Origin of the sequence: Neorhizobium fuzhouense (assembly GCF_042611105.1) — a bacterium.
Lineage (GTDB): Bacteria > Pseudomonadota > Alphaproteobacteria > Rhizobiales > Rhizobiaceae > Neorhizobium > Neorhizobium galegae_A.
The window spans coordinates 405,245-423,260 of the sequence record NZ_JBHFFP010000001.1 but is presented as its reverse complement, the minus strand read 5'-3'; the positions used below and the strand labels follow the sequence as shown (position 1 = coordinate 423,260).

Here is an 18,016-nt window from a genome sequence, read left to right as displayed (position 1 = left end):
GTATTTCAGCCAAATCGGGCGGCGATGCGCGGATCGGCACGAAAATCGGCGAGCGCAAAGCCGAAGCGCTGACGTGGAAAATCGCAAAGCACCTGCACGTGGTGCGCCGACAGGTGCAGGCGCACGGCCTGCCGCTCCACCGGTTCGCGGGCGCCAAAGCCACGCGGCTCGAGAAGCGCCAGGTTCTGCCCGCCGCAAGGGTCGCGCACGGACCGATAGAGAATGGCGTCGAGACCTGCCGCGCGGGCCGTATCGGCAAGCGCCTGACAGGCGGTATAATCGGTCGGATGCTCGAAGGCCTTTGCATCGCGTGAGAGCGGCGGCAAGGTCAAGTCGAGGCCGTTTTCCGTGTCGATTCGGGCAGAAAACGCCGTGTAGTCGCTGGCATTGGCCGGAAGCGGGGTTGCCGGAGATTCGGCATAAAACAGCAGCCTGTAAAAGGCCATTTCCGCCACAGCCGTTTGAAGCGTGGCGGCAGCGTAGAAGACGCCCGGTGTTTTTCCCGCCCGGCGAAAGCGCGATCCGGTCGGGTAGGGCGCGCCGTAGCGGAAGGGGGTTGCCAGCAGATAATCAAGCCCGCGGGCATCCGGCGGCAGGGTCGGCTTGGTGTTCTCCAGCAGGTCCTCCAGGCGTGACTGCTCGTCGGTGGTATCGACCAGCTTCATCGTCGACACCTGATGCTGAGCTTCGACCAGGCGCCAGAAACATCCGTGAACGGGTGACTTTTCAGACGAGAGCGCGTCTGGCGTCCAGATAGGCAAGGACATCGATGAGCCCGGAAACGGTGAGGATCTTGTCGGCCGGCACGGCCTCCAGTGCGGTGTTGCGGTTCTGCATCCAGGCGCGTGCCGTGGCTTCGTCGCCGCCGGTGACGGCATCGAGCGACCGGAACAGGCGGATGAACAGAAGCGCCAGTTCGAAGGCCTTGTCTGTCGGCTGGAGCGCCAGCTCCTGCCGCTTCAGCCGGGAGATCGAGGCTTCCGACAGGCCGAGAATGGCGCCGAGCCGCCGACCGTTGAGGCCAAGCCGCTCTGCCGCGCGCACCGCAGCCTTGCCGACCACGGCAGCATCCGCAAGCTTTTGCCGTTGCGCCGGTGTGTCCGGTTTGTGAACAAGGGATGGGTCGTTCATCGGCCACCTTCTTTCTTCAGAAAGAATGTAGAGCAAAAGCCTTCAAATGCAAGAAGGGCCGCGCGTAGGGCGGCCCTTCCGAAATCATGCGGAGTTTTTCGCTCAGGCAACCGAGACCGGAACTTCGGTCGAGGTGCGCATGGCGTGGCTGTAGGGGCACACGATATGGGCCTTGGCGATGAGGTCTTCGGCCTGTGCCTTGTCCATGCCGGGGATATCGACGACGAGCGAGACTTCGATGCCGAAGCCGGTGCCGTCATCGCGCGGGCCGATGCCGACGGAAGCCGTGACCTTGGTGTCTTCCGGCACCTTCACCTTTGCCTTGCCGGCAACATTCTTCAGCGCGCCGAGGAAGCAGGCGGAATAGCCGGCGGCAAACAGCTGTTCGGGATTGGTGCCGGTTGCGCCGTCACCGCCGAGTTCCTTCGGAACCGTCAGCGTGACGTCGAGGACGCCGTTTTCGGATACGGCGCGGCCGGCGCGGCCACCGGTTGCGGATGCCTTGGTCGTGTAGAGGATAGCCATGATCGTCTCCTTGGTTGATGTCCGTTGTCGCGGGATGATGTGTTGTGTATTATTGAATTGCGCGCAATATAATTATGCGCATTGAAGTCCCGCGTCAAGCCTGCGACAATCGGAAAGTTAGGGCGCTTTGGCCGGATGTCAGGACGCATGCATGCAAAAGTGCGGCCAAGCGCCGGCAAATGCCCGGAAAGATTGGGAAAACATGGACGAGGATCTGGCAGAAAAAAGCGGCATCCGCCTGCATGAGATGCTGTGCTTTGCGCTTTACGGCGCCTCGCACGCCTTTTCGCGCGCCTACAAGCCACTCCTGGAGCCGCTCGGGCTCACCTATCCGCAATATCTGGTGATGGTCAGTCTCTGGGAGGCGGATGGCCAGCCGGTAAAGGGGCTGGGCGCCGCACTCGATCTCGATTCCGGCACCCTGTCGCCGCTTCTGAAGCGGCTGGAACAGGCGGGCCTCGTCACCCGCACCCGCGCCGAACAGGACGAGCGGCAGGTGATCATCTTCCTCACCGACAAGGGGCGCCGCCTTCAACAGGAGGCGGCGGGCGTCACCTCGGCCATCGCCGCTGCCACGGGCTGCACCCGCCAGGAGGCGGAGGATCTGCGCGAAAGCCTTGCGACGCTGAAGACGGTGCTGGTCGAAAGCGGCAGCCGGTAGGGGCGCGGCCACGCAGAAAGTCCCCTCCCAAACCAGGGGAGGGCTGTTGCATTTCAGACAAGTCCCCCTCTGCCCTGCCGGGCATCTCCCCCACAAGGGGGGAGAACCGACGTGACAAGCGTCCTCTTCCTGCATCAAGCGGTGCGGCCGGGTTAAGCCCTAGCAAGAAGGTCCCCTCCCAAAACAGGGGAAGGGCTGTTGCATTTCAGACAAGTCCCCCTCTGCCCTGCCGGGCATCTCCCCCACAAGGGGGAGAACCGACGTGACAAGCGTCCTCTTCCTGCATCAAGCGGTGCGGCCGGGTTAAGCCCTAGCAAGAAGGTCCCCTCCCAAAACAGGGGAAGGGCTGTTGCATTTCAGACAGGTCCCCCTCTGCCCTGCCGGGCATCTCCCCCACAAGGGGGGAGAAGCGGCGTCAAAAGCCTCCTCTTCCTGCATCAAACGGTGCGGCCGGGTTAAGCCCTCCCCCTTGTGGGGAGGGTTTGGGAGGGGACTTTCTTTCTGTCTCGATAATGGCCCGCTCTGCCTCACGGGGAAGTCTGTGCCGAGCTGCATCCCGCCGCAAAAGTCGAAATTGCGGCCAACCGGCCGCTCTTCGCCGTGGCGTCTTGCATCGGGCCGGAGCGGCAGGTAACCGTGACCATGCGTTTTTGATGATGAAACCGCCGCCGGTGAGCCCAAGCGCCGTTGCGGCCTTTTAGCCCATGCCAGAGGATTTTTCCCGATGCTTCGCAATCTTTACGCCTGGACCATGGCGCTTGCCGCGCGAAAGGCCGCCGCCTGGTGGCTGGCCATCATTGCCTTTGTCGAAAGTTCGTTCTTCCTCGTGCCGGCCGACGTGCTGTTTGTGCCCATGGTGCTGGCGCGGCCGCGCCGGGCCTATTTCTATGCCACCATTGCCACCATCGCCTCGGTTCTGGGCGGCATTCTCGGCTGGACCATCGGGCATTATGCCTTCGAGGCGATTGCCCGGCCGGTGCTTGTCTTCTACGGCAAGCTGGAGACGTTCGAGGGGCTGGCGCAGTCGGTGGACTGGAAGACCATTCTCATCCTGCTCGTCACGTCAGGCCTTGCGCATCTGCCGCCGATCAAGGTGGTGACGATCCTGTCGGGCGTTGCCAATTTCAATCTCGGCCTGTTCATCCTCTCGGCCATCATCGCGCGCGGCGGCCGCTTCTTCGCGCTCGCCTGGCTGCTCAACACCTATGGCGAGGAGATGCGCCATTTCATCGAAAAGCGCCTGTCGCTGATCTCGGCCATCGTCGCCGGGGCGCTCATCGTCATCTACGGCGCCTACGTCCTGCTGCATTGAGCGGCTTTTCACGCGGCAGGGCCTGCCGCGTGAAAAAGGCTTCGACGTCGATCAATCCCAGTGCGGCGGGCGCAGATGGCCGGGATTGACGATGCGGCCATCGGGCCGTGCCAGCCCCTCGATCGCCGCCATCTCGTCGGCTGACAGGGTAAAGTCGAAGATGTCGTAGTTTTCGGCAAGGCGGCTTTCCGTCGCCGTCTTGGAGAGCGCGATGATACCCTCCTGCTGCACGGCAAAGCGCAGAACCACCTGCGCCGCCGTCTTGCCGTGGCGCGCCCCGATATCCTTCAGCAGCGGATCGTTCGGCACCTTGCCGTCGGCCATCAGGTAATAGGCGGTGAGCGCAATGCCTTTTTCCCGTGCGGCCTGAAGAAGCTTCGACTGGTCGAGATAGGGATGGAATTCCACCTGGTTGGTGGCAATCGGCGCCTCCGAAAGCTTTGCGGCCTCTTCCATCATGGCGATGTTGAAGTTGGAAATGCCGATGTTTTTCACCTTGCCGGCCTTCTTCACCGCGTTCAGGCTCTCCATCCGCTCGGAAAGCGGCACATCGCTCTGCGGCCAGTGGAGCAGCAGAAGGTCGACATAATCCGTCTTCAGCTTCTTGAGGCTTTCATTGACGGAGGCTGCAAAGTCGGCCTTGGCATATTTGTCGACCCAGACCTTGGTGGTGAGAAAGATATCGCTGCGGGCGATGCCGGAGCCGGCGATCACCTGGCCTACCTCAGCCTCGTTGCCATAGATCTGGGCGGTATCGACATGGCGGAAGCCAAGCTCGAGCGCCTTTGGCAGGATGCGCAGGATATCGGCGCCCGGCATGCGGAACGTGCCGAAGCCGAGCGCTGGAATATGGGCGCCATTGGCGGTGACTGTATGCATGAATATGCTCCTCGGGAATTGGCCTTTCCTGCACTTTGCCGCAGGAAAGGCGGTGTGTTCTACATGGGCAGGCGGGGCCGGACTTCAACCCGGCCCGCGCGGGCCCTACCCCGTTCGGCCCGGGATAAGTCCGTGGCTCAGCCGGCAAGCGGTGGATCGAGGCGGGCAAAGCCTTCCTGCCGGCGATAGGGGAAATGCGGGTAGGGCGCCGTCACCGCGCTTGCGGCATCAAGCCTTGCGATCTGCTCGCCCGTCAGCTGCCAGCCGATGGAGCCGAGGTTCTGGCGCAGCTGCGCCTCGTTGCGCGCGCCGATGATGACGGAGGATACGGTCGGCCGCTGCGTCAGCCAGTTGATCGCCACCTGCGGTACGGTCTTTTCGACGTCAGCCGCGATCTCCTCCAGCGCATCGATGACACGGTACAGGTAGTCCTCTTCGACGGGCGGGCCGAAACCGGCCGTCTCGTGCAGGCGGCTGCCGGCCGGCAGCGGCTTGGCTCGGCCGATCTTGCCGGTGAGGCGGCCCCAGGCAAGCGGGCTCCAGGCCAGCGCGCCGAGCCCCTGATCCTGCCCAAGCGGCATCAGGTCCCATTCGTAATCGCGCCCTGCAAGCGAATAATAGACTTGGTTGGCCACATAGCGCGTCAGGCCGTGGCGATCGGCTGCGGCAAGCGATTTCATGATCTGCCAGCCGGAAAAGTTCGAGACGCCGATATAGCGCAGCTTGCCGGCCTTCACCAGCTGGTCGAGGGTCGAGACGACCTCCTCGACGGGGGTCGAGGCATCATAGGCGTGCAGCTGGAAGATATCGATGTGGTCGGTGCCGAGCCGCCTGAGTGCCGCATCGACGCTTGCGATGAGGCGGGCGCGCGAGGTGCCCCAGTCGTTCGGGCCAGACCCTGTCGGCAGGCCGGCCTTGGTGGAGATCAGCACGCGGTCGCGCCGGCCTTTGATGGCACTGCCGAGCACCTCTTCGGAGGCGCCGTCGGAATAGACGTCGGCGGTATCGAAGAGGGTGACGCCCGCCTCCAGGCAGATGTCGATGAGGCGGCCTGCCTCCTCGACATCCGTGTTGCCCCAGGCGCCGAACAACGGCCCGGAGCCGCCGAACGTGCCGGCGCCAAAGCTCAAGACCGGCACTTTCAGGCCGGATTTTCCGAGATTGCGATACTCCATGGCAGGATCCTTCTCTTAAGGGAATGGGCGTGACGAAAGGTCAGGCGGCGGGGGCGGCGGCAGCCTTGGCAGGCAGTCTGTCGAGGGCGCCGCTGACGAGCGTCAGTGCGCAGGCGATGGCAACGAGGGCGCCGCCGACCGCCGGCGTGGCGCCAAGGCCGAGCGGCGAGGCAACCACCAGCCCGCCGATCCACGCGCCGCCGGCAATGCCGAGGTTGAAGGCGGCGATGTTGAGCGCGGAGGCGACGTCGACGGCGCCGGGGCGATGGATGCGGGCAAGCTGGACGACGTAAAGCTGCAGGCCCGGCACGGTGGCGAAGGAGAGGAAGCCAACCGCTGCAAGCGTGACGAGGGCCGGCACGGCGTAATGGGCGGTGAGGGTAAAGACGGCAAGCACCAGCGCCTGCAGCGCAAGCAGGATTGCGAGCGCTTTTACCGGATTGCGGTCGGCAATGCGCCCGCCGGCCAGGTTGCCGAACGCAATGGCAAGCCCGTAGAGCACCAGCACGAGGCTGACGCTTGCCTCCGAAAAGCCGGTCACCTCCTGCAGCATCACGGCGAGATAGGTGAAGGTGACAAATGTGCCGCCATAGCCGAAGGCCGTCATTGCGTAGACGATGAGCAGCCGGCCGGAGCCGAGCGCACGCACCTGGTCGAAGAGACTTGCCGGCGCCGCCTTCGACAGCTTGGACGGCAAGAGCGCCAGGATGGCGAGGAAGGCGATGACGCCGAGGCCGGAAACGGTGAGGAATGTCGCGCGCCAGCCAAAATTCTGGCCGATCAGCGTGCCGAGCGGAACGCCGGTGACGATGGCAACCGTCAGCCCCATGAACATCAGGGCAATTGCCGAGGCGCGGCGGTTTTCCGGCACGAGGTCAGCGGCAATCGTGGCGCCGACGGAGAAGAACACGCCATGGGCAAAGGCCGACAGCACCCGCCCGACGAGCAGCATGCCGTAACCGGAGGCAAAGGCGGCGACGAGATTGCCGAGGACGAACAGCGCCATCAGGCCAAGCAGCAGCGGCTTTCGCGCGATCCGTCCGGACAGCGCCGTCAGCACCGGCGCACCGAAGGTGACGCCGAGCGCATAGATGGAGACGATCATGCCGGCAAGCGGCAGGGTGATGTGAAGATCGGAGGCGACCGTCGGCAAAAGGCCGACGATGACGAATTCGGTGGTGCCGATCGCATAAGCGGCGATCGTCAGCGCAAGAAGGGCAGCAGGCATCGGATTTCTCTCAAACGATGAGGAAACGCTCCGTTTCGGGGGCGCAGAGATCGGGTTCGAGGCTTGAGATAGACCCGGAACGCGATGTGAACTAGAATGCCGTCAAGAACAGCACTTGTGACATGGGTTCACCAATGGCGCGTCCCGACATCAACCGCTCCGGCGAAATGGAAGTGTTTGTCGCGGTGGTGGAGGCGCAAGGCTTTTCGGCGGCTGCCCGGCGCCTGTCGATGACGCCGTCAGCGATCAGCAAGCTGGTGATGCGGCTGGAAAAGCGGCTTGGCGCCCGGCTGATCGCCCGCTCCACCCGCCAGTTCCGCCTGACGCCGGAGGGACAGGATTTCTTTGATCGCGCCACGGCCATTCTGGCCAGCATCGAGGATGCCGAGCGGGCGGCCGGCGCGGCCGTCGAGGCGGTGGGACGCATCCGGTTGAACAGCAGTTCGGTCTATTGCACCCATGTGCTCAACCGCCTGCTGCCGCAATTCCTGGCGCTTTATCCGGGCGTGACGCTCGATATCGCCCAGACCGATGCGGTGATCGACCTTCTGGCCGACCATGCGGATGTGGCGGTGCGCACCGGGCCGCTCAAGACTTCCAGCCTTGTGGCGCGAAAGCTTGGCGAAACGCCCCTCGTGCTGGTGGCCGCTCCGGCCTATCTGGACCGGGCCGGCACGCCGCGCCATCCGGCAGAGCTTGCCCATCATTCGCTCCTGCGCTTTTCCTATACGCGCAGCATTCGCGACTGGACGTTCAGGCTCAAGGAGGAGGAGTTTTCCATCTCGCCGGCGGGCGCCGTGCAGGTGAATGATGGCGAGGGCATGCGACAGCTGGCGCTGTCCGGCATCGGCATTGCCCGCATGGGCGCCTTTGCCGTCGCCGGTGACATCGCGGCCGGGCGTCTGGTTCCTCTGCTCGAAGAGTATGATCCCGGCCATCGCGAGGCATTTTATGCGGTCTATGTCGGGCAGGGCGGTCCGCTGCCGTCGCGGGTGCGCGCGCTTCTCGATTTCCTGGCCGAGCACGGCCGCGTCGGACCATGAGCGGACGCAAGCTCGACTGGCCTCAGCCGCCGAAGACCACCGTCGAGACGAGATAGATCGCCGCAAGCGAGGTGAGGGCGGCAAGGTTTGCAATCAGGCCGTCGCGGGCGACGAGCGAGAGGCCGAAGAGGGCGATCGTGCCCATCGGGGCGGTGCTCGCAAAGGGGATCAGTTCGAGCGGCGGTACGGTGAAGCAGAGCGCGATGCAGAGTGCGGCCATGCCCTGCAGCCATGGCGGTTTCGTCAGCCATTTCAGCCGCGGCTTGAACAGCCTGTCGGTGACACGCGCCACCGGCCGCAGTTTCTCCATCGCCTTGCCGAGCTTGCCTGCACCGATGGTGCGCCGCTCGACGAAGCCCGGCAGCCACAGGTGCTTTCGCCCGATGAGGATCTGCACGGCAAACAGCGCGATGACCACGGCGATGGCCGTCGGAAGTCCCGGAATGCCGCCGATCGGGCTGATCTCGATCACCGCCGGCACCAGCAGGAAGGGGCCAAAACTGCGCTCGCCGATTTCTTCGCGCACGTCATGGATGCTGACCGTGTCCCTGTCATCCGCAAGGCCGGCAATCGCATCCAGCACCTCGGTCAGGCTTTGCGGCTCGTGAGCGTCTTCGCGCGGGCGGCCGGGGGCTTGTCCGGGCGCAGTGTCGTTCGTCCTTGCGTCCATGGCAGGCGTCATCCTTTTGAGTGCGCCGGGACGGGCGTCAGGTCTTTGCCTCGGCAATCGGCTTTTCGCTGTGCCGGCCAAACAGGCGACGGCCGAAGCGCTGGCGCAGATAGGCGGAGGTGCGGTAGCGCAGGCCGGCCGGGCGCTCCGGATCGACGAGGTCCGATTCGGCCACCCATTCGTCGTCGATCCCCATCTCGCGCTCCTCGACCGGTTTCAGGCCGCGGTGGCCTGGTGCCGGCGCATTAAGGGCGGCGATGGTCTTGATGAGCGATCCGCCATGCCGCTCAAGCGTGTCCTCGACAGCCTCGGCCGGCTGGCCCAGATGCTCGGCGATAAGGTCGTTGCGGCGGGCAAGGATGGTGCGGCTGTCCGCCGTCCCGCCCTCTGCGGCCTCCACCAGAATGTCGCATTCGGTGTCGTAACCCATCGAGCGGTTGTTGAGATTGGCCGAGCCGAGCTTCAGGATACGGTCGTCGGCGATCATGATCTTGGCATGGACATAGATCTCCTTGCCGGCATGGTTGACCGGATAGAAGATGCGGAACCGGCCGTTCCGGTCGGCGGCCTTGACCAGCTTGATCAGCCGGGCGCGGGCCGTATCCATGGTCTTTTCCTCCAGCCAGCCGCTGGCGCTCATCGGGTTGACGATGACGATTTCCGGGCCGTCCGGCTCCTCCAGCCGCTTGGCCATGGCTTCCGCAATACGGCGCGAGGCAAAATACTGGCTCTCGATGTAGAGCGTCTTTCGGGCCGCCGCGATGATGGCGAGTGTCGCCGTTTCGATTTCCACCACCTGCCGATGCTCGCCATATTCGGGGGCGGTGCGGGCAATGCCGATATCGATGCCGTTGAAATCGGCTGGCAGGTCCTTTGGCCAGAGCGGGCCGGTGGCGGACACCGGCTGAAGCGTCTCGCCGGTTGCCGTCTGCCAGCGAGCGCGGGCAAGGTCGCCGAGTGCCTTTGCGGCGGGGCCGGAAAAGCAGCTCGTCGCATCATGCCACGGCGGCTCCGGCCGGCCATAGGGCGAGAGGCGGTTCTGATCGTCGTCCATGTGGTCGCGCGTATCCCAGCGCCCGACGGTCATGTCGATGCCGCCGCAGAAGGCCACGGCATCGTCGATGACCAGCAGTTTCATGTGGTGGGCGGCCATTGCCGGATGGGCGCGGTCGAGTTTCAGGTTGATGCGCTTTGAAAACATCCAGCGCAGCATGTGCAGCGGCGTTTCGCCGCGCGTGATGGAGTGGACGAGCCCGACATCCCATTTGAGAATGCGGATCTGCAGGTCCGGATTCCGTTTCGAGAGATGCTCGAAAAGCCGGCCGAGCTTATCCGGATGGTCCCTGGTTTTGGCGTCCGGCACGAGGCGGATGCGCGTGTCGAAATCCCAGCCGATCAGCAGGATGGAGCGGCGCGCCTGCAGCATCATGTCCTTGGCATGGCGAAAGAAGTCTGCGGCATCGACGATCACCGACAATTTGTCGGCTCGGGCGATGCGCCAGCAGGTCTCGTTTTCCACGACAAGGCTCTCGGGGGACAAATCGGGCGTCGCCTTGGCCGGATCGGATGTTCCCTTTGCGGGAAAGCATGTCATGATGGGTTCCGAAGCTGCTATGGTGAACCGGAGGTTGGTGCCAAGACGCGCATCGCTGCAGCTTTGTTCCGGGAAATCAGACGGGACCATCGAATTTATGCCGCATGAGGCGGCTAGGGTGGCGTTGATGAGAAAGCATGAGGGCTGATGAGGATTTCCTGGTGTATTGTGTGGCTGGCGGTGCTGATCGCCATTGTCCTTTGTATTCCCTTGATCGAACGGGGCGTGCTGCCATCCCGCTCGACGGTGACGGCGCCGGGCCAGGAAGCGCCGCTTCTGCCCGTGCCGCAACAGCAACGTCCCTGAGGCGGCCTGAAGCGGCGGCCTGGGGCGGCCCGAAGCGGCGGGCGCCACACCATCACATTCGGTGATGGTTTCCTGTGAGTGGCTGCTGGCTTATGCACGTCCTTGAACGCCGGCGGCATGCTTTAAGCAATAATCTTTCGATCACTGCGGCGGGATTAAAAAATCCTTGACCTTGCGGCCGGTGCGCGCCTTCATCCTCGCCAAAATAGCCGCTTCAAGGAGAATGACATGCCCGTCGATACCGCGCCCCGCAGTGCCACCTTCACCTTTGTCGATGGGGACTGGGTGGCCGGCAATCCGCCGCTGATCGGCCCCACCTCGCATGCCATGTGGCTGGGCTCCACGGTGTTTGACGGCGCGCGCTGGTTCGACGGCATTTCGCCCGATCTCGACCTGCATTGCGAGCGCGTCAACCGGTCCGCCATCAACATGGGCATGACGCCGGTGATGGAAGCCAAGGCCATCGAGGCGCTGGCGCTGGAAGGGGTGAAGAAGTTCGACGGCAAGACGGCGATCTACATCAAGCCGATGTACTGGGCCGAACATGGTCTGCCTTATTCGGTTGTGGCGCCGGATCCCGAATCGACCCGCTTTGCGCTCTGCCTGTTCGAGGCGCCGATGCACACGGCAAAGCCGTCTTCGCTCACCGTCTCGCCCTATCGCCGCCCCAACCCGGAAGTGGCCATGACCGGCGCCAAGACCGGCAGCCTCTATCCCAACAGCGGCCGCATGATCATCGAGGCGCGCGGCCGCGGCTTCGACAATGCGCTGGCGCGCGACATGAACGGCAATGTCGCCGAAACCGCCTCGTCGAATGTCTTCCTCGCCAAGGACGGCGTGGTGATGACGCCGATTGCCAACGGCACCTTCCTCGCCGGAATCACCCGCTCGCGCATCATCAACCTCTTGCGCAGCGCCGGCGTCGAAGTGCGTGAATGCACGCTGACGGTTGAGGATTTCAAGGCCGCCGACGAGATCTTCACCTCCGGCAACTATTCCAAGATCGTGCCGGTCAACCGGCTCGACGACCAGGAATTCCAGGAGGGGCCGTTCGCCCGCAAGGCTCTGGAACTGTACATGGACTGGGCCCGCGCGGCGGCTTGATCGCCTGACGGCAGACGGAGCGAAGGTGGCCGCCGCCTTCGACCCTTGCGTCCAGGCGCCAGGAAAATCGGCAGACACCGGGTGAACCGAACGCCCGTTGCAGCGTTCTCTAAAGAACAGTTCCGTCCGGTAATTTTGCGCCGTGGCCCGTTGCCTCTTGGGACGCGCACACCTATGTTCCCGATCACCACTCAGACCGCCGTTTTGCCGAAAAGGAGTAAGATCATGGCTTTTGAACTTCCCGAACTCCCCTATGCCTACGATTCGCTTTCCCCCTACATGTCGGCGGAAACGCTCGAATATCACCACGACAAGCACCACAAGGCTTATGTCGACAACGGCAACAAGCTGGCCGCTGAAGCAGGCTATGGCGATCTGTCGGTCGAAGAAGTCGTGAAGAAGTCGTTTGGCACCAATGCCGGCCTCTTCAACAATGCCGCCCAGCACTACAACCACATCCACTTCTGGAAGTGGATGAAGAAGGACGGCGGCGGCAACAAGCTGCCCGGCAAGCTGCAGGCCGCCATCGACAGCGATCTCGGCGGCTACGACAAGTTCAAGGCCGATTTCATCGCCGCCGGCACCACGCAGTTCGGCTCCGGCTGGGCCTGGCTTTCGGTGAAGGACGGCAAGCTCGTCATCTCGAAGACCCCGAACGGCGAGAACCCGCTGGTCCACGGCGCATCCCCGATCCTCGGCGTCGACGTGTGGGAACATTCCTACTACATCGACTACCGCAACGCCCGTCCGAAGTACCTCGAAGCCTTCGTCGACAGCCTGATCAACTGGGACCACGTTCTGGAAATGTACGAAGCCGCTTCCAAGTAAGTCGCTCGTTTCTGTCGAATGCAAAACGCCCGGCGGGTTTTCCCGCCGGGCGTTTTGCGTCTTGGCGGAGGCCACCGCCCACCGGCGCAACGCCCCCACATCCGACCGCCTGTCATGTCCCTGTCACGCCGCCCGGCTATTGCAACGCCATGTCACATCAGCCGCTTCTTCGCTTCGGCGTGATCGCCGACCCGCAATATGCCGATCTGGAGCCGAACACGGGTCTGGACCGGCATTTTCGCAACAGCCTCGGCAAGCTTGCCGAAGCGATCGCGACCTTCGAGGGGGAGGATCTCTCCTTCGTCATGACGCTCGGCGACCTCATCGACCGCGATTTCGCAAGTTTTGACGCGCCGCTCGAAATCTATGGCCGCTCGCGCCACGAATGCCTGTTCCTGCCCGGCAATCACGATTTTCTCGTCGCACCCGACCGGTTGCCGCAGGTGTTTGAAAAGCTCGGCATGCCGGCGCCGTACTATGCCTTTACCCGCTCGGGCATCCGCTTCCTGGTCATCGACGGCTGCGAGGAAAGCCTGTTTTCAACCGTTGCCGATCCGCAGGCGCATGCGGCAGCCAAGGCCCGGCTGTCGCGGCTGCGTGCCTGCGGCGCCATCAATGCCATGGACTGGAATGCGGGGATTTCCCGCCGGCAGTTTGCCTGGATCCGCCGCGAGCTTCAGCGGGCTGAGGAGAAGTCCCAGCCGGTGATCGTCATGGGGCATTTTCCGCTTTATCCCGAAAGCGACCATGCGCTCTGGGACAGCGGCGAACTGGTCGATCTTCTCACCGCCTCGCCGCAGGTGATCGCCTATCTCTGCGGGCACTATCATGCGGGCCGGATCGCCCGCGCCGGCGGCTGCTGGTTCGTCAATTTCTGCGGCATGGTGGATACCGAGGCGAGCAATGCCTTTGCGCTCGTGGACGTGTATGGCGACCGGCTTGAAATCAAGGGTTACGGGCGTCAGGGCACCCACGTGCTGGCCTGCCGCCCGGCCAGCCTGATGCATGATGTCGCAGCTCTTCACATCTCTGTGTGAGCACTGAAATGCCATTTCTCTCAAATGCATACGGTGTAATCATGGCGCCGTCGTCAGAGCGTCGCGCCACACTATGGCTTGCGCACAAGGGAGTATGGACATGAATTTGAAGCGGGTTTCCACGGCCGTGATGGCCCTCTGTCTTGGCGCCGGCATGGCTTTTGCCGCCGGCGAGCCGCAGGCAGAGCGTCAGGCGCTGATGAAGAAGATCGGCGGTTCCATGGGCGAACTGGGCGCCATCGCCAAGGGGCAGAAGCCTTATGATGCGGCAACCGTGAAGACGGCCGTCTCGACAATCAGCGCTTCGGCCAAGGATTTTCCCAACCATTTCCCGGCCGGCTCCGAAACCGGCATGGACACGGCTGCCTCGCCGGCGATCTGGCAGAACATGGCGGACTTCAAGGCCAAGGCGATGAAGCTTTCCACCGATGCCGATACGGTTCTCGCCTCCATGCCGACCGACCAGGCCTCCGTCGGCCAGGCCCTGCAGACGCTGGGCGCCGATTGCGGCACCTGCCACCAGGCCTATCGCCTGAAGCGGTAAGGGCTCTCCTGCCATCGCCGCCGCGCATTTTCGTCTTGCGCGGCGGGGTGCCCGTCTGCCAATCCTTTCACAGTAAATCTTTCTCGGTAGCGGAGTGCGGCCGTGGCATCGATAACAGCCAAGCTGGCATTGGCCGGCGCAATTGTCGTGGTGGCAGGTGCTGCCGTCGCCTATGGGCTGACGCGGCCGCAGCCTTATCCCGCCGAGCACTGGGCAGGGCTTGGGGCGCCGGATGTCGCCAATGGCGAAACGCTGTTCTGGGCGGGCGGCTGCGTCAGCTGTCATGCGCAAAAGGATGCCAAGGGCGAAGAGCAGAAGGTGCTATCAGGCGGGCGGGCGCTGCCGACGGCGTTCGGCACCTTCCACGTGCCCAATATTTCACCCGACCCAAAGGCCGGCATCGGCGCATGGACGCTGGCGGAGTTCGGCAATGCCATGACGCGCGGCGTCGGTCCGGAGGGAGAGCACCTTTATCCATCCTTCCCCTACAGCTCCTATGCGCGCATGACGCCAAAAGACGTCAACGACCTTTTCGGTTACCTGAAGACGCTGCCGGCAAGCCCGAATGTCGCGCCGCCGCATGATCTCTCCTTTCCGTTCAGCCTGCGCGTGACGCTCGGCGGCTGGAAACTGCTGTTCTTCAGTGCCGAACCGCGGGTGGCGCTGAACGCCCCGAGCGACATCGTCAAGCGCGGGCAATATCTCGTCGAAGGCCCCGGCCATTGCGGCGAATGCCACACGCCGCGCAATGCGCTGGGCGGGCTGCAGACGGACCAGTGGCTGGCCGGCGGCCCCAACCCGGAAGGCGAGGGACGCATCCCCGACATCACGCCGGGCTCGCAGACCATCGGCAGCTGGAGCGAGGGTGACATCGCCAACTATCTGGAAACCGGCTTCACGCCCGACTTCGACAGCGCCGGCGGCTCGATGGTCGAGGTGCAGCAGAACCTGTCGCACCTGCCCAAGAGCGATCTTGCGGCAATCGCGGCCTATCTGAAGGCGGTTCCGGCGCGCTGAACAGCGCAACTGCGGACCTGCGCACAAGCGAAGAAGCCGGAGGGTTGCGACGCGTATTGACAGACCCCCGGTGGCAGGCGACAAGAAGGGCGTGTGACGGTTCCTGCCGGATGAAAGATCCGTCGGGATGAAAAGGGAATACGATAGGGCATTGTCAGCGGTGCCTCATTCGTGGCTGCCCCCGCAACTGTGAGCGGTGAGTTCATCGACTGTTCTGGCCACTGGGAAACCGGGAAGGTCTGGTCGTTGAACGGTGACCCGCGAGCCAGGAGACCTGCCGCCGCATCTGTCGTCAACGCATATGCAACGAGGGGTTTTTGCATGTCGATCCAAACATCCGTCGCCGGGACTTCGGCGAAATCCACATCCCAGCTTCAGGCCGTCTTTGCGGTCGCGCTTGGCCTGTTCATCGTCGGCTTCGTCGGTTTCTCCCACGCGGAGGTTGTTCACAATGCCGCCCACGATACGCGCCACGCCAATGCCTTTCCCTGCCACTAGCGCGCTCCACTGCCTCTTTTAAAGAGGTTTGAAGTCCATTCCTGCATTGTGATTTCGGGGCATCGCGCCTGTTGAGGCCGAGCGCGGTCAAGGCCGGTGCCGCCGGGGATAAGGTTTTTCTCCATGTTCAGATCCATTGTATTCTCCGCCGTGATGGTGGGGATCGTGAGCGGTATTGCCGTCTCGCTGATTCAGATGGTCGGCACCACGCCGCTCATTCTGTCTGCCGAAACCTATGAAAGTGCGGCTTCCGTCGGTCATGATCACGCGCCGGCGGCAGAGGCCCCGCTTGTTGCCGAAAACTCCACGTCTCATAGCCATGCCGCCGGAACGGCAGCGCATGAACATGCACAAGGTCATGATCAGGAAGGTCATGATCATGGGGGGCAAGACCACGGGGCAGGCTGGACGCCCGCCGACGGTCTGGAACGGCTGTCCTATACGGCCGCGGCCAATATCCTGACGGCCATCGGCTATGCGCTGGTGCTTTCGGGGCTGCTGGCGGTTGCGAGCCAGAGCGGGCTTGCCAAAACTATCGACTGGCGCACGGGTCTATTCTTCGGCCTTGCCGGTTTTGCCTCTGTGATGCTGGCGCCCATGGTGGGGCTTCCGCCGGAACTGCCGGGATCTCCGGCCGGCGATCTTGGCGCGCGGCAGATCTGGTGGCTGTCGACGGCCTTTGCTACTGCACTCGGCATCGCGCTGCTGGCGTTTCGACGCGATGCGGTATCGGCGGTCGCGGCCATCGCGCTCATCGCGGCACCACATGCCATCGGCGCACCGCTGCCGCCAGATGGCGAGCATGCGCTTGCTCCGCTTGGGCTCGAACGCCAGTTCATCGTGGCGGCAACGCTCACAAGCCTCTTGTTCTGGGCGCTTCTCGGTTCGCTGAGCGGCTTCCTGATGCAGCGTTTCGAGGCGGCGCGGTGAGCCAGACCGAGCCGGATCGGCGCGCCATCTGGCGCGACGATCTTGACGCCCTGCAATTTGGCGTGCCGGGAGAGGGCAGTCTCTGCCTTGTGCATCGGCTCGCCTTTAGGGCACTTCTGCCGTCAGCCCCAGCGGAAGGTCTTTCCCGGCAGGCCTGCCTTGAATTTTTCTTCAGGGAAAGCCGACATTTCGAAGCTGCCGCCAAGTCAAAAGTGACGCGCCTCGGCTTGGCCCCCGGCCATAACCTTCATCTCAATAGTCGCGATATCCGTCGCGCAATAGCGGGTGACGTTTCCGATGGTGTACCGAAGGCCTGCCGGGTGCTGACCGGCTGAGACGGGCTATCAGCCCGGATGATGCTCGGCGGAAAAGCCCACCATTTCCGCTTGCGCATCCGGCGTCCACAGATCGAGCGCTTTCAGGATTTCCACGGCAAAGGTGAAGGGGGAGGTGCCGGGAGCGGTGATGATGCCCTTGTCGCTGACGGCCTGCGGCTGGTCGCGGTAGAGCGCCTCGCCCCGGTAGGCGGGATAGGCCTTGTGGGATAAAAGCGCGTTGCCGGTATGGGCTACGTCATTGAGGAGGCCGGTGCCGGCAAGCGCGCTTGCGGCGGCACAGATGCCGCCGATGACGGCCTTGCGCTGGGCAAAATCCGCGACCAGGTCGGTAAGATCCGGGGCAGTGCCCTTTTCCCAGCTCATGCCGCCCGGAATGACCAGCGCGTCGAAGTCGCCCACTGCCAGGTCGCGATAGGCAAGGTCGGGCGTCACCCGCAAGCCGCCCATCGAGGTGAGCGGCGCACCGTCCGGCGAGGCGGTGAGGATATCGGTGCCGAGAAAGCTGCGGGCAACGGCGGTCAGCAGCCCGATTTCCCAATCCGCATAGTCGGGCGTCAGAGCAATCGCAATCCGTGTCATGTCGTCCTCCTGGGGGTATCGACGTTCAGGCGAGCGCCTGCAGGAAGCGCATGCCCGTCACCGGGCGCGCGGTGAAATCCATCTGTTCGTAGAAGCGGTGGGCAGCGAAATTGCCGGTGGCGGCGCTCACCGACAGGTAGCCGCAGCCCAGTGCCCTTGCACAATCGCGCGCCCGGTTGACCAGATGCTGGCCGATGCCGTGGCCGCGATGGCCGTCGCGCACGAAGAGATGGTGCAGGTCCATGCCGCGCTTGCCTTCCTGGGCGCGGTAGAGCGGCACGAGAATGGCATAGCCGATAAGCTCCGAACCGGTATCGGCCACCAGAGCCTGGATCCAGGGATGGGCGCCGAACAGGTCGCGCTCCAGCGTTTCCGGCGTCATGGCGGCGGCATCGCCGTGATGGGCTGCGAGAAGCGCAATCATCTCGTTCAGTTGCGGCAGGTCACGCGGCTTGGCAGCCCGGATATTGACCACGGGCGGGCGGATCAGCGAAATTTCGGTATCTTCAGGCATGTGCGGCATCCTCTGGTTCATTCGTGCCGTCAGGTGCCGTCTTGAAACAACAAAGCCGCCTGACGGCGGCTTGTTGACATTGTGATCTGTCCGAGCCGCCCGT

22 protein-coding genes and 1 riboswitch are annotated in these 18,016 nt (G+C 63.7%); of the genes, 12 read left to right on the top strand and 10 right to left on the bottom strand.

What is annotated here, in order from left to right:
- Window positions 1-5: 5 nt before the first annotated feature.
- The 3 genes from ACEXP3_RS02165 to ACEXP3_RS02155 form a co-directional block, all read right to left on the bottom strand.
- Entirely contained in the window at window positions 6-767 is a 762-nt protein-coding gene (locus ACEXP3_RS02165; protein WP_377295768.1) for an RES family NAD+ phosphorylase, read from the bottom strand.
- The gene (locus tag ACEXP3_RS02160) at window positions 727-1,131 is read right to left on the bottom strand and encodes an antitoxin Xre/MbcA/ParS toxin-binding domain-containing protein (protein WP_377295767.1); all 405 of its coding nucleotides are present in this window, start codon (window positions 1,129-1,131) and stop codon (window positions 727-729) included. The genes ACEXP3_RS02165 and ACEXP3_RS02160 overlap by 41 nt, the downstream gene beginning before the upstream one ends.
- 102 nt (window positions 1,132-1,233) lie before the next feature.
- Window positions 1,234-1,656: an organic hydroperoxide resistance protein gene (locus tag ACEXP3_RS02155; RefSeq protein ID WP_210103166.1), complete on the bottom strand. Its 423-nt coding sequence runs from the start codon at window positions 1,654-1,656 to the stop codon at window positions 1,234-1,236.
- A gap of 202 nt (window positions 1,657-1,858) precedes the next feature.
- Here ACEXP3_RS02155 and ACEXP3_RS02150 point away from each other — a divergent pair, with 202 nt between their 5' ends.
- Both ACEXP3_RS02150 and ACEXP3_RS02145 read left to right on the top strand, forming a co-directional pair.
- A complete protein-coding gene (locus ACEXP3_RS02150) occupies window positions 1,859-2,317 on the top strand; it encodes a MarR family winged helix-turn-helix transcriptional regulator (protein ID WP_210104102.1) in 459 nt (152 codons plus the stop codon).
- Window positions 2,318-3,041: 724 nt separating this feature from the next.
- Entirely contained in the window at window positions 3,042-3,629 is a 588-nt protein-coding gene (locus ACEXP3_RS02145) for a YqaA family protein (RefSeq protein WP_377295766.1), read from the top strand.
- 51 nt (window positions 3,630-3,680) lie between these two features.
- On the opposite strand, the gene ACEXP3_RS02140 is transcribed toward ACEXP3_RS02145, so the two are convergent.
- The 3 genes from ACEXP3_RS02140 to ACEXP3_RS02130 all read right to left on the bottom strand — a co-directional run bounded on the left by ACEXP3_RS02140 (window position 3,681) and on the right by ACEXP3_RS02130 (window position 6,911).
- The gene (locus ACEXP3_RS02140) at window positions 3,681-4,508 is read right to left on the bottom strand and encodes an aldo/keto reductase (RefSeq protein WP_377295765.1); all 828 of its coding nucleotides are present in this window, start codon (window positions 4,506-4,508) and stop codon (window positions 3,681-3,683) included.
- A 137-nt stretch (window positions 4,509-4,645) separates the two neighbouring features.
- Complete coding sequence (locus ACEXP3_RS02135; RefSeq protein ID WP_377295764.1) at window positions 4,646-5,683, bottom strand: aldo/keto reductase; 1,038 nt, start codon at window positions 5,681-5,683, stop codon at window positions 4,646-4,648.
- A 40-nt stretch (window positions 5,684-5,723) separates the two neighbouring features.
- Window positions 5,724-6,911 carry an MFS transporter gene (locus ACEXP3_RS02130; protein ID WP_377295763.1) on the bottom strand — a complete coding sequence of 396 codons (1,188 nt, stop codon included), beginning with the start codon at window positions 6,909-6,911 and terminating at the stop codon, window positions 5,724-5,726.
- Between the two features lie 134 nt (window positions 6,912-7,045).
- Between ACEXP3_RS02130 and ACEXP3_RS02125 the strand changes: the two genes are divergently transcribed.
- Window positions 7,046-7,954, top strand: coding sequence for a LysR family transcriptional regulator (locus tag ACEXP3_RS02125; RefSeq protein WP_377295762.1), 909 nt, complete (start codon window positions 7,046-7,048; stop codon window positions 7,952-7,954).
- A 22-nt stretch (window positions 7,955-7,976) separates the two neighbouring features.
- On the opposite strand, the gene ACEXP3_RS02120 is transcribed toward ACEXP3_RS02125, so the two are convergent.
- Entirely contained in the window at window positions 7,977-8,624 is a 648-nt protein-coding gene (locus tag ACEXP3_RS02120) for an exopolysaccharide biosynthesis protein (protein ID WP_377295761.1), read from the bottom strand.
- A 37-nt stretch (window positions 8,625-8,661) separates the two neighbouring features.
- Complete coding sequence (locus ACEXP3_RS02115; RefSeq protein ID WP_377295759.1) at window positions 8,662-10,218, bottom strand: phospholipase D-like domain-containing protein; 1,557 nt, start codon at window positions 10,216-10,218, stop codon at window positions 8,662-8,664.
- A 147-nt stretch (window positions 10,219-10,365) separates the two neighbouring features.
- On the opposite strand from ACEXP3_RS02115, the gene ACEXP3_RS02110 reads away from it, so the two are divergent.
- From ACEXP3_RS02110 to ACEXP3_RS02070, 9 genes are all read left to right on the top strand, one after another.
- The gene (locus ACEXP3_RS02110) at window positions 10,366-10,524 is read left to right on the top strand and encodes a hypothetical protein (RefSeq protein WP_210103158.1); all 159 of its coding nucleotides are present in this window, start codon (window positions 10,366-10,368) and stop codon (window positions 10,522-10,524) included.
- 228 nt (window positions 10,525-10,752) lie between these two features.
- Complete coding sequence (locus ACEXP3_RS02105) at window positions 10,753-11,628, top strand: branched-chain amino acid aminotransferase (RefSeq protein ID WP_377295758.1); 876 nt, start codon at window positions 10,753-10,755, stop codon at window positions 11,626-11,628.
- 225 nt (window positions 11,629-11,853) lie between these two features.
- On the top strand, window positions 11,854-12,456 hold the full coding sequence (locus ACEXP3_RS02100; protein WP_377295757.1) for a superoxide dismutase: 603 nt from the start codon (window positions 11,854-11,856) through the stop codon (window positions 12,454-12,456).
- A gap of 149 nt (window positions 12,457-12,605) precedes the next feature.
- Window positions 12,606-13,493, top strand: a complete 888-nt coding sequence (locus tag ACEXP3_RS02095) for a metallophosphoesterase (RefSeq protein ID WP_377295756.1) — start codon at window positions 12,606-12,608, stop codon at window positions 13,491-13,493.
- Window positions 13,494-13,593: 100 nt separating this feature from the next.
- Window positions 13,594-14,037 carry a c-type cytochrome gene (locus ACEXP3_RS02090; protein ID WP_210103153.1) on the top strand — a complete coding sequence of 148 codons (444 nt, stop codon included), beginning with the start codon at window positions 13,594-13,596 and terminating at the stop codon, window positions 14,035-14,037.
- A gap of 147 nt (window positions 14,038-14,184) precedes the next feature.
- A complete protein-coding gene (locus ACEXP3_RS02085) occupies window positions 14,185-15,054 on the top strand; it encodes a c-type cytochrome (protein ID WP_377296063.1) in 870 nt (289 codons plus the stop codon).
- 80 nt (window positions 15,055-15,134) lie between these two features.
- Window positions 15,135-15,350, top strand: a riboswitch (cobalamin riboswitch).
- A gap of 25 nt (window positions 15,351-15,375) precedes the next feature.
- Window positions 15,376-15,552, top strand: a complete 177-nt coding sequence (locus ACEXP3_RS02080; RefSeq protein WP_377295755.1) for a CbtB domain-containing protein — start codon at window positions 15,376-15,378, stop codon at window positions 15,550-15,552.
- A 123-nt stretch (window positions 15,553-15,675) separates the two neighbouring features.
- Window positions 15,676-16,482, top strand: coding sequence for a CbtA family protein (locus tag ACEXP3_RS02075; protein WP_377295754.1), 807 nt, complete (start codon window positions 15,676-15,678; stop codon window positions 16,480-16,482).
- Window positions 16,479-16,817 (top strand): hypothetical protein, encoded by a 339-nt coding sequence (locus ACEXP3_RS02070; RefSeq protein ID WP_377295753.1) that lies wholly within the window; start codon window positions 16,479-16,481, stop codon window positions 16,815-16,817. The genes ACEXP3_RS02075 and ACEXP3_RS02070 overlap by 4 nt, the downstream gene beginning before the upstream one ends.
- A 9-nt stretch (window positions 16,818-16,826) precedes the next feature.
- Here the strand turns inward: ACEXP3_RS02070 and ACEXP3_RS02065 are convergent, their stop codons facing one another.
- Together ACEXP3_RS02065 and ACEXP3_RS02060 are read right to left on the bottom strand one after the other, a co-directional pair.
- Window positions 16,827-17,399: a type 1 glutamine amidotransferase family protein gene (locus ACEXP3_RS02065; RefSeq protein ID WP_377295751.1), complete on the bottom strand. Its 573-nt coding sequence runs from the start codon at window positions 17,397-17,399 to the stop codon at window positions 16,827-16,829.
- Window positions 17,400-17,424: 25 nt separating this feature from the next.
- Window positions 17,425-17,913: a GNAT family N-acetyltransferase gene (locus ACEXP3_RS02060; RefSeq protein ID WP_377295750.1), complete on the bottom strand. Its 489-nt coding sequence runs from the start codon at window positions 17,911-17,913 to the stop codon at window positions 17,425-17,427.
- Between the last annotated feature and the right edge of the window lie 103 nt (window positions 17,914-18,016).